The 12,424-nt window shown below is 56.6% G+C and carries 12 protein-coding genes; 9 read left to right on the top strand and 3 right to left on the bottom strand.

The window, feature by feature from the left end; translation table 11 throughout:
- The first annotated feature begins 278 nt into the window (after positions 1-278).
- Genes HMPREF2547_RS01370 through HMPREF2547_RS01345 form a run of 6 tightly spaced genes read left to right on the top strand, consistent with a single transcriptional unit; the run spans position 279 to position 8,020 of the window.
- Positions 279-2,156 (top strand): polysaccharide biosynthesis protein, encoded by a 1,878-nt coding sequence (locus tag HMPREF2547_RS01370; protein ID WP_070601367.1) that lies wholly within the window; start codon positions 279-281, stop codon positions 2,154-2,156.
- 18 nt (positions 2,157-2,174) lie between these two features.
- A complete protein-coding gene (locus tag HMPREF2547_RS01365; protein ID WP_048731977.1) occupies positions 2,175-3,419 on the top strand; it encodes a lipopolysaccharide biosynthesis protein in 1,245 nt (414 codons plus the stop codon).
- A 3-nt stretch (positions 3,420-3,422) separates the two neighbouring features.
- Positions 3,423-4,613, top strand: coding sequence for a glycosyltransferase family 4 protein (locus HMPREF2547_RS01360; protein WP_070595857.1), 1,191 nt, complete (start codon positions 3,423-3,425; stop codon positions 4,611-4,613).
- The gene (locus HMPREF2547_RS01355; RefSeq protein WP_070604504.1) at positions 4,613-5,791 is read left to right on the top strand and encodes a DegT/DnrJ/EryC1/StrS family aminotransferase; all 1,179 of its coding nucleotides are present in this window, start codon (positions 4,613-4,615) and stop codon (positions 5,789-5,791) included. Before HMPREF2547_RS01360 ends, HMPREF2547_RS01355 begins: the two co-directional genes overlap by 1 nt.
- Positions 5,788-7,344: an O-antigen ligase family protein gene (locus HMPREF2547_RS01350; protein ID WP_070604502.1), complete on the top strand. Its 1,557-nt coding sequence runs from the start codon at positions 5,788-5,790 to the stop codon at positions 7,342-7,344. The genes HMPREF2547_RS01355 and HMPREF2547_RS01350 overlap by 4 nt, the downstream gene beginning before the upstream one ends.
- Positions 7,345-7,354: 10 nt before the next feature.
- Entirely contained in the window at positions 7,355-8,020 is a 666-nt protein-coding gene (locus HMPREF2547_RS01345; protein ID WP_070604499.1) for a sugar transferase, read from the top strand.
- Here the strand turns inward: HMPREF2547_RS01345 and HMPREF2547_RS01340 are convergent.
- The gene (locus HMPREF2547_RS01340; RefSeq protein WP_070601362.1) at positions 8,004-8,699 is read right to left on the bottom strand and encodes an acetyltransferase; all 696 of its coding nucleotides are present in this window, start codon (positions 8,697-8,699) and stop codon (positions 8,004-8,006) included. The genes HMPREF2547_RS01345 and HMPREF2547_RS01340 overlap by 17 nt on opposite strands.
- A 228-nt stretch (positions 8,700-8,927) precedes the next feature.
- Between HMPREF2547_RS01340 and HMPREF2547_RS01335 the strand changes: the two genes are divergently transcribed.
- A complete protein-coding gene (locus tag HMPREF2547_RS01335; protein ID WP_070601361.1) occupies positions 8,928-9,803 on the top strand; it encodes an abortive infection family protein in 876 nt (291 codons plus the stop codon).
- 366 nt (positions 9,804-10,169) lie between these two features.
- Here HMPREF2547_RS01335 and HMPREF2547_RS01330 read toward each other — a convergent pair whose 3' ends face one another.
- Positions 10,170-10,697, bottom strand: a complete 528-nt coding sequence (locus HMPREF2547_RS01330) for an HPP family protein (protein ID WP_049189801.1) — start codon at positions 10,695-10,697, stop codon at positions 10,170-10,172.
- A gap of 163 nt (positions 10,698-10,860) precedes the next feature.
- Between HMPREF2547_RS01330 and HMPREF2547_RS01325 the strand changes: the two genes are divergently transcribed.
- Positions 10,861-11,154 (top strand): RNA-binding S4 domain-containing protein, encoded by a 294-nt coding sequence (locus HMPREF2547_RS01325; protein ID WP_005510922.1) that lies wholly within the window; start codon positions 10,861-10,863, stop codon positions 11,152-11,154.
- A 3-nt stretch (positions 11,155-11,157) separates the two neighbouring features.
- The gene (locus tag HMPREF2547_RS01320) at positions 11,158-12,039 is read left to right on the top strand and encodes a VOC family protein (protein ID WP_070604497.1); all 882 of its coding nucleotides are present in this window, start codon (positions 11,158-11,160) and stop codon (positions 12,037-12,039) included.
- A 3-nt stretch (positions 12,040-12,042) separates the two neighbouring features.
- Here the strand turns inward: HMPREF2547_RS01320 and HMPREF2547_RS10890 are convergent.
- On the bottom strand, positions 12,043-12,424 hold a 382-nt coding region (locus HMPREF2547_RS10890), incomplete at its 5' end, for a hypothetical protein (RefSeq protein ID WP_210383939.1).

Here is a 12,424-nt window from a genome sequence, read left to right as displayed (position 1 = left end):
TTGCATTAATTGCAATCGTCAGGAAGTGGTTGCGTTAGAAGCTAGTTTGTACAGCTAGTTAGATGAATGTAAACAGATTGAAGCTTCAGTAAACAGTTGGTGAAACGTTGTTTTACCAGGGAGAATGATGAGTGGTAAAGGTGGCTTTTTGGCTACCCGAACGATGGGGTAGCCCTTTGTAGTAGGGGGCTGTAAATGTAGTTCATATCGCATAGTATGCCAAGCCTGTGGAACGCATTGTGCGTAAGAAAATTTAACCAGCAGTAAAAGGCATAAGAATGTTTATCCGAGACTGGAAGCAGCTCGCCTGGTGCGTATTTGACGTACTCGCCTGGCTGATTGCGCTGTCCGCCGCTAACGGAATCGTCCGCGGTGAATTGGTATCTTTCTCTGAAATATCAGGCACTAATTTTTTGGTTGTCGCTGTCGCCGTGGCCGTCATCGTCCTGCTCGGCCTGCTGCTCGGGGAGTACACCAACCCACAACGCGTATGGCCCGGCAGTCGAACTGAAGATATTGTTCTGCTGAGCATCAGCATGGGCGGCGCTACCGCAGCCACTGGGTTAGCTCAAATCCTGAAGACCTTCCCGGAAATTGCGTGGTACGTTCCGTTCGCAGGCGGCTGTGTCGCAACTTTGGCAAGTATCTATACCCGAACTCTCGCTCGCTGGATTACCAACAACTTTGGCTCCCGTCAGACGGATGATCGCTTGATTGTTCTCGGTGCAGGCCGTCGAGCCAAATTCTTTATTAACAGCCTTACGGATTCCGGTATCTCCCGTGAGAACCGCTTCCACTTGGTTGGAATCGTCGATCCCAAAGAAAGCGGCGAGAACCATATTTCTCGTATCCATGGTCTCCGCGTGGTTCGTGGAATTGATCAGCTGGGTGAGCTCGCATCGCGCACTTCGGCGCAGTCGGTCATCATTGCGACTGATGAGCCACTGTCCACTGAGTGCATCAACGTCCTCAACCACATTTGTGAGGAATCGTCGCTGCGCCTGCTCATTCTGCCGCCGGTGGAAGAGTACTCGCGCCACCGTGGTGCTGTCGCTACCTCGCAGGTGCGCGAAATTAACATCGCCGACCTCATTGGCCGTCAGCCTCTGCACCTGGATGAATCCAAGGTCGCTTCCATAATCCGCGGTAAGAAGGTGCTGGTCACCGGCGCTGGAGGTTCTATCGGTTCGGAAATCTGCCGACAGGTTCACCGCTTTGAGCCGGCAGAACTGATCATGCTGGATCGCGATGAGGGCGGCTTGCATGCCACGCAGCTGTCGCTGACGGGTTCGGCGCTTCTCGACGGCTCCGATACCGTCCTGGCTGATATCCGTGACGCGGAGATGCTGACGCAAATCTTCACCGAGCGCAAGCCCGATGTTGTCTACCATGCTGCAGCTCTCAAGCACCTGCCACTGCTGGAGAGCTACCCTGCAGAAGCAGTGCAAACCAATGTCATCGGAACCCAGAACGTCCTGGATGCAGCGGCTGCGGCTAACGTTTCAACCGTTATTAATATTTCCACGGACAAGGCTGCGAACCCGGCCTCGATTCTGGGTGAATCCAAGCGCGCTGCGGAACGTCTGACTGCGCACATGGGGAAAACTCACGAAGGTGTCTGGGCATCTGTCCGCTTCGGTAACGTGTTTGGCTCGCGCGGTTCGGTCATTACGACTTTCCAGCGTCAGATTGAAGAGGGCGGCCCGGTGACGGTGACGCATCCTGACGTTCAGCGCTACTTCATGACCATTCCGGAGGCATCGCAGCTGGTGCTGCAGGCTACCGTTATTGCAGAGTCCGGTGAGACTCTGGTGCTGGAGATGGGTAAGCCGGTCAAGATTGCTGAGCTGGCGGAGAACCTCATTAGGCTCCATGACGCAGACGTAGAGATTGTCTACACGGGTCTTCGTGACGGTGAGAAAATCTCCGAGGACTTGGTTGATGACCGCGAGGTTCCCAAGATCGGTGATCGTCATCCGCTAATCACTGAGGTACGTGTTGAGCCGGAACGGCTGAATTCGCGGATTCTCCCGTGCACACATAATCACGATGCTGCACGTCGTTGGCTTGCAGAGCACGGTGGGGCGCAAAGCAGTATTGAGGCGCATCCCACCGGTGCACAATCACTTGCAACCGCTAGCTCGAAAGCAAAATAGTTAGGATGACTCCCCACCGTGACAACCACCAGCTCCTCTAACTCCGGGCAGCTGGCGCAAAGAGTTCGAACAGTTGCGACGATTTCGGCAGCTTCAGCGCTCGCCGCAGTCGTCGCCTTTGTGGTCAGTATTCTTTCCGCGCGAGTGCTGGGGCCCGCCGGTCGAGGCGAGGTCGCTACCGTTTTGCAGTTCGCCTATATTGTGGCGCCATTCGTCGGATTTGGGGCCGATCGGCTTTTGCTGCGCCGCGATGATTACGACCACGGTCTCATTCCGAGTGGTTTCGCCATGACTGTGGTCGCTCTGATTGCCTGTGCCATCGCAGGAGTCGTCTACGGACCGTGGACGGCAATGGCCGGCGTCGTCGCCTTGGTTACCGTGTCATTTTCCATGGTCCGTGCCATGGCTATCAGCCGCCATCGAGTGTCCTTCTTCGTCGCAGTATTCGTCGGTTTTCAGGGCTCAGTACTGCTAATAAGCGCTGCGCTCTATTTCGCCGGAGTCGAGGACTGGCGCTGGTGGGCTGCGGCCTATATCTTCCCGGCACTGCCACTGGCAATCTGGTCGCTAGCGAAGTCACGCAAACACACCGATTCCCGTGTTGGCGGAGTGGTAGAGACGGCACGAACAAATGCCCCATTCATCGCATCGGGTCTGGGGCCGTTGACGACCACACGCTTGGGTCGCGTTTTGCTGCCGGCGCTGGCCTCACCGGCGTCGTTAGGTCTTTTTGTAGTCGTGGCGACGGCGACGGAACCGCTGTACTGGATCGCGCAGTCAGTCGCCGATCAGCGCACCAGCGACCAGAGGGGTCGCGAACTCACCCCATCTCGTGTGCTCCGACACCTTGGCATAGTCACTGCAGCGTACGGAGCACTTGGTGCGCTCGGTGGGGTGGCACTCTACTTCCTCATCGTGCCGGTATTCGGCCATGAGTTTGAGCCTTCCCGGGAGTTGGTGCTGCCACTGACTATCGCGGCCGTGGTGCTCGGCTGCTACCGACACCTGTGCGGTGAAATTCTCGGCAGCGACAATCCCCGTCGAATTGGCCGAGTGGAGCTCATTTCCGCCGTTATCGCTGTCATTTGTTACCCGATGGGCATTCTTCTCGGAGACGCCCTCGGTCTCGCGTGGACCAGCGCAATTGTCTACTTTGCAGCAGCCGCTGTTGCAGCAGTGGCGCTGATGCAGCCAAGCGGAGGCCAGAAGAATCCATCAACTACCACCGAAGAACTCCCCGTCGACGTAATCGAGGAAGCCTAAACAATGCGAATCACTTATATCCACCAGCACTTTGTTCTCCCCGGTGAGCCGGGTGGTTCCCGACCCTACGAGTTTGCCCGACGAATGGCCGCCGCAGGCCACGAGGTGACAATGATCTGTGGTCGCGATGAGGCCATGGATAAAACGGTTGATGGTATCCACGTGCGTCGTCTAGCGATTCCGTACCGCAATGAAATGTCGAAGCGCGAGCGTATCGTCAGTTTCTTGAACTTCCTGGTGCGCGCCTCCGCGGTCGCTGCCCGTGTGCCTGCCGACGTGATCTACGCGTCCTCGACCCCGCTGACTGTGGCGGTTCCGGGAATCGTGGCGAAGTTTACCCAGCGTGCGCCGTTGGTGGCGGAGATCCGTGACCTGTGGCCAGAGGTGCCGATCAAGTTGGGCTACCTCAATAATCCGGTGGCAATTTTCTTGGCCAAGCAGCTGGAGAAGGCATTTTATGCGGCATCGAGCGAGGTCGTGGCGCTGTCGCCGTCGATGGCCGATGGCGTCAAAGAGGTCGCTCCGAAGAAGCGCGTGACCGTCATTCCGAATGCGTCGGACTTTGAGCGCTTTGATGTCCCGGCCGAGCAGCGTACAGCTTTCCGAAAGGAGCAGGGCTGGGGCGATGACGTGGTAGCTGTCTATGCCGGTGGTTTTGGCATGTCCTACCAGCTGGAGTGGCTTGTGGATTTGGCGGCGCAGCTGCGTCGTGATGGCGTGGAGAATGTGCGTTTTGTCCTGCTGGGACAGGGAAGCGACTCGGATGCGTTGTACCAGCGCGCCAAGGACGCTGGCCTCGATGCCGATGCGATGTTCCTCGGCCGTCAGCCGAAGGAAGATGTCGCCAAGTACGTGTCTGCCGCCGATATCGCGCTATCGCCGCTGCGTGATGACCCCTGCCTGGAGGGCAACTCCCTGAACAAGGTCTTCGATGCCATGGCCGCATCGCGTCCGGTGGTGTTCAACCATGGTGGCTGGCTGGAGGAAGCCGCAACCGAGCACGATGCCGGTTGGCGTCTCTCGCGCGATATTCCGACCGCGGCCAAGCGATTCGCTGAGATCATCTCCGACCGCGATGAGATGCGCGCAGCGGGACAGCGAAACCGCGAACTGGGTGAGAAGCGTTTTGCCCGTGACAGCCTGTACAACCAGCTCATCGAGGTACTCAACCGCGTCCGAAAGGTGCAGAAGTAATGACTAACGCCGACGCTAACAAGCCCAATGAGCGGATCTTCCTTTCGCTCGCGACAGTCACCGAAGCAGAAGAACAGGCCGTCGTTCGCGCGCTCCACTCTGGTTGGGTGGCTCCGTTGGGCCCCGAAGTAGACGCGTTTGAAGCGGAGATTGCCAAGCGCTGCGGTGTTGAGCTCGCGCTCGCGCTGTCGTCTGGCACCGCTGGTCTGCACTTGGCGCTGCTTGCGCTGGGGATCGGTGAAGGTGACTACATTCCGGTTTCCACCATGACCTTCGCGGCCACGACCAACGCCATTGCTTACGTTGGTGCTACGCCGGTGTTCGTCGATGCCGCAGAGGACGGAAACATCGACCCTGAGCTGCTGCTCCGCACCGTCGATGAGCTGCTTGCCGAGGGCAAGAGCGTTCCCGCCGTGATGATTGTGGACCTCTTTGGCCGCTGCGCCGATTACCCGGCCTTCGCGCCACGCCTGGAAGAACTCGGCATCGCGCTCATCGAGGACGCCGCCGAGGCGCTCGGTGCCAGCGTCCATGGTCAGCCGGCCGGCAGTTTCGGCCGTGCCGCCGCGCTGTCTTTCAACGGCAACAAAATCATGACCACCTCCGGCGGTGGCATGCTGCTGTCCAACGATGCTGACCTCATCGCCCGCGCGCGCTACCTCTCCACGCAGGCGCGTCAGCCCGTCGCCTGGTACGAACACACCGAAATCGGCTACAACTACCGCCTGTCCAGTCTGCTCGCCGCACTGGGGCGGGCGCAGCACTCGCGTCTGGACGGCATGATTGCTCGCCGCCGCCAGATTCGTGATGCGTACATCGATTTGCTCGCCTCGCTTGACGACGATGCCCCTGGTAAAGGTACCCGCTTGCTCTCTGACTCCGACGAGCGTTTCACCGAGAACTGCTGGCTGACCTCAATTGTGTTGCCGCAGGAGGCCGTCGATAAGGGCGTCCTGAGCCCGGACAGCGTGATTGCAGCACTGGGTGAGGCCAACATTGAGGCTCGTCACCTGTGGAAGCCCATGCACCTACAGCCGGTGTATGAAGGCGCGCGAGCGACCATCAACGGCACCGCTGAGAATCTTTTCTCCCGTGGCATTACTCTTCCTAGTGGTCCGGCGCTGGGCGATGACGACGTCGCGCGGGTGATTAGTGTTTTGAAGGAAGTGCTGGGATGACTTCTACAGAGGTAGCTGGAGAAACTGTAAAACAGCGAAAACCAATACTGCAGTCGCTGTTTATTGTGGTGGCCGCGGGAATGTTTGCTGGTGTCCTCTACGTTGGCGACACGACGATGAAGGACGTCTCTTCGGCGCTTCCTGATCTCTCTCTTGCATTGCCGATTTTGGTAATCGTTGCAATCCTTACAGCCATCGGCACCCCAGAAGCGCAGCGCCAGAGTTGGCTGAATGCGATGAAAGGCGCTGGCAATGTAAAGCAGTGGCCGATGGCCGTGTGGGCATTAGTGGCTTTCTATGCCTGGTTGTTCTGGATGATGCTGTCCGGACTGTGGGCCCCCGAAGCTGCCGAAGTTGCTCCTGTCGTTACTGCGTTGATAACGCTTGGGCTCATCGCCACGATGTCAGCAATACTGTTCTATTTGCATCCTCAGGCACTGGTATGGCTGTGGTTAGCAGTAGCCATTTGCTCGCTTATTTTTCTCTACGGTGGCATTACTGGTCCGAAATATGTCGGACGCATGACGGCGTTCGGCGGTGGCCCGAATGTCTTTGCCCGTTTCATGCTGTACGGCATCGCGGCAGCTGTGTTTTTCATGCTGTGGCGTAAGTTCATGTGGGCAGTTCTCTTGTTTGCTGCACCATTTGCTTACGGTCTCGTTGCGTCGGGAAGCCGCGGTGTACTGGTTGCTACCACCGTGGTAGTCCTCTTTACCGCAATAGCTGTGTTTTTTCACTGGGGTTGGAAGTGGGCGACTGTTTTTTACGTCGCAGTCGCCGCAGCGGTCGCGTATGGATACTCGCGGTTCATCGCAGGTACCGAGATTGAAGAGTACTTTAAGACGCGCTTTATCCAGTTGACCTTCGAAAAAGAACATGATTCCGGACGCGGTTATCTCCATGATGAAGCTTTCCGAATCATGAGTGAACACCGCATCTTTGGTGGAGGCCTGCATAGCTTCGTTGTGCTGTCGACACCGAGGTCTTCACGTCCACTGGAGCATCCGCACAATATCTTCTACACAGTCGGATCTGAAGCGGGTGTCATAGGTATCGGTCTGTTTGTGATTGTGCTGGTTGTGTTGGCAATCGCCTGTCGCCACCTATTCAAGTTTCTTCAAGCTGGTCTGACCGCAGCCGTGGCATTCTCGGTTCTTGTGGCACAGGTTTTTTCCGGCTACTACTACGATTCCCGTTCGCTATGGCTATTTGGCTTTGCAGCAGCATTTGCGATGCTGAGCCTACGGCGCAAGGACGCAGCATCGGCAGAACCAGAGCTGGAGCCGCAACCAGAACCCGCAGCCGAGCCCGAACCAGTCATGGTCACCGATACCGCGGAGCCGGTTGTGCCGGAGCCGGAGCCAGCGGTGGCCGTCGTCAAGCAAAGTGCGCCTGACAACCAGAATGACCACAAGAAACTGCGCGTTGCGGCAGCGTCGTTTGCCGCGGCCGGTGCAGTGGGTGCAATCGGATGGCTGGTCAGGAACCGTTCCAATGCGGAAGTCGATGCGCGTGCCGAAAAGCTTCTGCGCGAAATGTTCAACGAAAAGTAGGAGATGACCAATGGATTCACTGAGCATCCGCGCGCAACGGGTAATTAAGCGTGGCGTCGACATCGCGGCATCTGCAGCGGGCTTGATTGTGCTGTCGCCAGTTATGGGCGCTACGGCTCTGGCAGTGCGACTTTCCATGGGAAAGCCAGTCCTATTCCGCCAGGAACGCCCGGGCCAGGATGGTGAGCCGTTTAATATCCTCAAGTTTCGGACGATGCACCACGTCAATCCGGCAAAGGGGCTTGTCGACGATGCGTCCCGCCTCACCGAGGTGGGAAAATTCCTTCGGTCCACAAGCTTGGATGAGCTCCCGGAGCTCTTTAACGTTCTGCGTGGTGACATGAGCCTCGTTGGCCCGCGCCCGCTGCGCATGAAGTACCTAGAGCGCTATTCGCCGCGCCAAGCACGCCGCCATGAGGTGCCACCGGGAATTACGGGGCTTGCCCAGGTCTCGGGCCGCAATGGCATCACCTGGGAAGAACGTTTCGAGTACGACGTGCAGTACGTGGATAATTGGTCGCTACTGCTCGATGCAAAGATCCTGCTCGACACAATATTGGTGGTGCTCAAGCGCGAAGGGATCTCGGAAGAGGGGCAAGTGACTATGACCGAGTTCACCGGTTCGTCGGATGAGAATTCGGCGGAGAAGGACGTTTCGGCTAACGCAGGTTCTTAATTACGCCCGCGGGAACACCGGCGACAACGGTGTAGTCATCGACGTTTCTGGTAACTGCGGCTCCGGATCCGATGTAAGCTCCCTCGCCGACGGTGAGGCCGGGGTTGATTACGGAGTTGGCGCCTAGTGTGCAGGCCTCGCCAAGCGTGACAAAGCCCGACACGGCATTGAGCGGGAAGATTGTGCAGTAGTCCCGCAGCACTGCATCGTGGCCGATTGTGACATTCATATTGATTTGGGCGTGCTTGCCTACCTCAATATTGCAGGTCAAGCGTGCCCCGGGGCAGATGACCGTGCCCTCTCCGAGCGAGACCAGCGCGCCAATGCTGGTGTCTGGGTGGACCAGAGTCGCAGGCACGAGCCCTTCGGCATCTGCGCGTTGCGCAATCGAACGTCGAGCTGCGCCGCTACCGATTGCGACTGTGTAATAAACCCCCTCGGGCAAGTCCGCGAGGATTTCGGTTTTGCCCAAGAGTTGCACGCCCATTTTGTGGAAAAAGGTCATATCTGGGGTGCCATCATCAATAATGCCTAGGATTTCCCACTGCGGTGGTAGGCCGTTGGCTGCTGCGTAGTCGTTGATGTCCTTGATGAAGCTGACCACGTTTCGCCCAAAACCACCAGCGCCGACGATGACAATTTTTTCGGTCGTCGTGTTGTTAATCCACTGCTTTGGCATGAGGACAATTGTCCCATGCCGTATAGCGGCACCGCCAGGGCAAAAGCGTCGAAGTGAATTTGCACGCTAAGAGATTAGGGGGCGATTGTGTATGGGTGCCAACGTTCGAAGCACCATCGTTTAACGAGGCTGTTCATTCCGGCCTGCTAGTTAAGATGCTGATAAGAAGCAGATGGAGAAGGTCGCGTGAGGGTATGCGGTTAAGGACGAGAGGAGATAGAGAAGAAGATGGTTAAGAAAAATCCTGATTTAGTCAGCGTAAATATCCGTGGTGCAGCGATGGGTTTAACAGATTTCCTGACCCCGTATGAGACATATATGTGCTGGGCTCGATTCGAGTTCTTCCATCCCGATACTCCGAACCCTGAAGCTTTGAAGGATAACCCAAACCTTTATTCATCGCTTGAAATTGGGCAGAATTTTTCTAAACGAGTGGACTGGGGCAACCAAGAAGAAGCATCACGGGGACTTCGGGCTTTGAGTCAGATGCTTCGGAATAGTGACTATTCCGACTGGGAGGGTGAATTAAGGTATGAAGCCTTGATTCAAGATCTCAGCCGCGCTTGCCGTGAAGATGGTTTTAGGTTGTCTTTGGAGAGTCAGAGGATTGAGGAGCCGGAAGGGGTTCCTCTTGATCTTTTCGATTTGAGTAATCTGCCTTCAATCGATGGGGTTACGCGAAAAGTTAAGAAGCTAAACCGAGCTTTAACAATCGAGCATGACTACTTGGAAGTCGTAGGTTACGCGAAGGATGTAATTGAAGCAGTCGCTGCTGCAATTCTTTCCGCTATGGGAATGAAGGATTCGGAAATCATTGATCTCAGGGTGATGGAGAGGGCATCCAAAGTGCATAAAATGCTAGGAATTGGCGAATCAGGGGGAGCTTTGATGACAAGCGAAGCTTTCGAGTCGGTACGTAGAGGACTGAATAAGATGGTTCAGGGTGTAGCGGACCTAAGGTCTCGCCAAACTGACTCAGGACATGGAATGAATGAAGTTCCAGAACTCGATAAAGTAACTGCGGATTTAGCAGTGGACTCTGCTATTGCGTGGTGTCGTTATGTCCTCGGAGTCTATAACCAACGGCAGATATCTCCCTTTTAAGTATTGAAATTTTTTGGTCTTTTCTCTCATTACTAAAAAGTTATCTGTATCTAGTGATTCTTCAGCTGGATTTACTTGGTCTCTGTAGTAGGCTCTTGGCGGCCTATTTTTCCGTTAGAGAAATGGGGAAAGGTTCGAGCTATCTAAACGTTGGTGGATGTGTCTCGAAAAGCTCCATTAGAGTTTTTCTCGTTGCAGTTCGGGAAGGTAAAAGTTCATAACCTAGGAAAGCCTAGGTTGTGTTCGCCGTAAAGCGAGAAATCACTATAGAAAGTGCGACGGAACTATATTTGGGGCTGCAAAGATGCCTAGTAGTGAATCCATAGATTTCCCTGGCGCTGGTTCGAGGCTGAGCTCCGAATCCACCTACCACCAGTATGTGGGATAGCGGAGGCCGCGCAGTCGATTTGCGAGGATGCCAAGCATCACGATCATGATCGACGAAGCGAAAATGAAGCCTATGAAGCGGAAATCGTTGGCAAGCCCATGACCGTGTGGCATCAGCACAGTGACCATAGCGGTAGCGGTGGCAGGGGAGTGCGCCGCGCGAGCAAGAAGCATGAGCGCGAAGGCGACGCCGGCGGCAACCGCTGCAGCAATGATGGTCGAACCCAACATGTGCAGAATTGCGATGCCAGTCGTGCAGCCGATGAGGTGTCCGACCACGACATTTCGTGGCTGAGCCAGAGGCAAGTTGGGCGCACCGACAATAAGCGCCATGGCAGCGCCAATAGGAGGCAGAAATAGCAGGTCAGAGACAGAAGTTGAGATGAGTGCCAGGGTCATCAGCGGCAGGCTCACGGCTACCGAGGCGGCGATAACATGGCGTAGCGGAGGGCGAGGTGGCGCTTCGCTGGCGATCCGGGGCCACTTCGGAGACCGTGAATTAGACATGAGAACGATGTTAGGGTGTGCTGCCTCATCTGCGTCGCGGTTCGAGGTTTTTATTGAAATAGAAGTTTAAATGGGGTGGCTCCCAGGTCTCCCAAGCCTCCAAAGCCGAACCAGACCCGAACCAACCCCGACCATTTTCACCGGGTATGACACACTTAAGGACATGGAGCCTATCGATGTCGCAATCCGGGATGAGTCCATCCGTCTCGGGCAATTCCTGAAGTTGGCAAACCTGGTGGAAACGGGCGGTCTGGCCAAGGAACTCATTGCCGAGGGCCAGGTCAGCGTGAACGGTGAGGTCGACACCCGCCGTGGCAAGGTGCTGCGTCCAGGGGACGTCGTCTCTGTTGCCGGTATGTCGGCACGCGTGGCCACCGCCGATGAAGTCGATGATGACTACTTTGATGAGGCCACCGCCGACGATGACTTTGATCCTGAAAAGTGGAGGAACTTGTAACTCATGCCCGCATTTCCCGCCGAATTTGGCATGCCCCTGCGCGTAGATCTGCTCTCCGCCGCACCGCGTAAGACCGAGCGCTTCTACCGCGGCGTTCTCGGGTGGGCTTATCGCAATACCGCGCCAATCCATGAGGATGCCCGCGAGGCATCCGCTGGTCGCCGCGTTGCCATGCTGTCCGGAATGCCGGTGTCGGTGCTGCTTGAGGCCGATAAGGACGCTGAGGATGCCTTCGTCAACCAGTGGCGCGTGAATTTCCATGTCGACTCCGCCGCTGGTGCCGTCGAGAAGGCGCGTGAGCTCGGCGCCGAGGTCTTCCAGGAACCGACCCCGCTTGTCGACGGATCCACGATGGCTGTCGTTTCCGACCCCGCCGGTGGCCTCATCGGGCTACTGGAACAGCCGGGTGAGCAGGCCTTCATCGCAGCGGGCGAGCCCGGCACACCAGTGTGGTTCGAGCTGGTCGCAGGCCTGGAGGAGACCTTCGAGCAGGTCGCGGACTTCTACCGCAACTTCTTTGGCTGGGAAATCGCAGTGCGCAACAAGAACGAGCACGGCACTTTCGCAGTTGCGATGGAAGACGGGGCGCCGTTCGCTGGCTTGGTAGCCAGCTCGGTTGCTGCACAGACCGATGCGGCAGATAAGAGCTTCGTTGGCTGGCTGGCCTACCTTGGCGTGGAGAACATCGACACCGCTGTCGCCAAGGCTGAGGAACTGGGCGGTTCCGTGCTCGTTGCCCCGCAGGCCACCGAGTTCGGCCCGCTGGCAACCGTGCAGGATCCGTGTGGTGCGGCAGTTGTGCTCTGCGAGGTGCCGCTGCCACCGGAGGAGGACATCCGCGAGTCCGACCCGCTGGAAGGCATTGACCTCAGCCAGTTCCAGTAGGGGCTAGAGCTCTTCTTCGTCGTCCTCAGGGTCCTGTTTTCCGGTGTAGTTAACGTGTAAAGGATCGTCTTCGTTTTTTAGCCAATGCAGTGAAGAAGTCATTGGTCCAGGTAAAAAGTTCACTTTTACCAAGGTTGACTTGCTGCTGGAGCAATGGGTGATAAACAACCCGCTGTGACGGTGGGCAGTCGTAGTAAAAGATTCGGTACAGTCCAGCGCGCGATTCACGTATATGGCGATGGCAGTACTTGACCAGTTCATCAGCGCGATCCTCTGCGGTCTTATGACCAAACAGTGTTGCCGCACGTTTGCGGTAAAAGCCACCATCAACAAGCACTGCTGTAGTGATCTCGGGTTAAGTAAAGAAAAGTGTGTCCGCATGCCA

Source organism: Corynebacterium sp. HMSC055G02, from assembly GCF_001809065.1.
In the GTDB taxonomy this organism is placed as follows: Bacteria; Actinomycetota; Actinomycetes; order Mycobacteriales; family Mycobacteriaceae; genus Corynebacterium; species Corynebacterium jeikeium_D.
The sequence above is the reverse complement of the archived record's forward strand: the minus strand, read 5'-3'. Positions and strand labels throughout refer to the sequence as shown.

Excerpts from the sequence above, each read along its gene's own strand:
- HMPREF2547_RS01370 (WP_070601367.1), top strand. The coding sequence starts at position 279 with ATGTTTATCCGAGACTGGAAGCAGCTCGCCTGGTGCGTATTTGACGTA.
- HMPREF2547_RS01360 (WP_070595857.1), top strand. The coding sequence starts at position 3,423 with ATGCGAATCACTTATATCCACCAGCACTTTGTTCTCCCCGGTGAGCCG.
- HMPREF2547_RS01355 (WP_070604504.1), top strand. The coding sequence starts at position 4,613 with ATGACTAACGCCGACGCTAACAAGCCCAATGAGCGGATCTTCCTTTCG.
- HMPREF2547_RS01350 (WP_070604502.1), top strand. The coding sequence starts at position 5,788 with ATGACTTCTACAGAGGTAGCTGGAGAAACTGTAAAACAGCGAAAACCA.
- HMPREF2547_RS01345 (WP_070604499.1), top strand. The coding sequence starts at position 7,355 with ATGGATTCACTGAGCATCCGCGCGCAACGGGTAATTAAGCGTGGCGTC.
- HMPREF2547_RS01340 (WP_070601362.1), bottom strand. The coding sequence starts at position 8,699 with ATGCCAAAGCAGTGGATTAACAACACGACGACCGAAAAAATTGTCATC.
- HMPREF2547_RS01335 (WP_070601361.1), top strand. The coding sequence starts at position 8,928 with ATGGTTAAGAAAAATCCTGATTTAGTCAGCGTAAATATCCGTGGTGCA.
- HMPREF2547_RS01330 (WP_049189801.1), bottom strand. The coding sequence starts at position 10,697 with ATGTCTAATTCACGGTCTCCGAAGTGGCCCCGGATCGCCAGCGAAGCG.
- HMPREF2547_RS01325 (WP_005510922.1), top strand. The coding sequence starts at position 10,861 with ATGGAGCCTATCGATGTCGCAATCCGGGATGAGTCCATCCGTCTCGGG.
- HMPREF2547_RS01320 (WP_070604497.1), top strand. The coding sequence starts at position 11,158 with ATGCCCGCATTTCCCGCCGAATTTGGCATGCCCCTGCGCGTAGATCTG.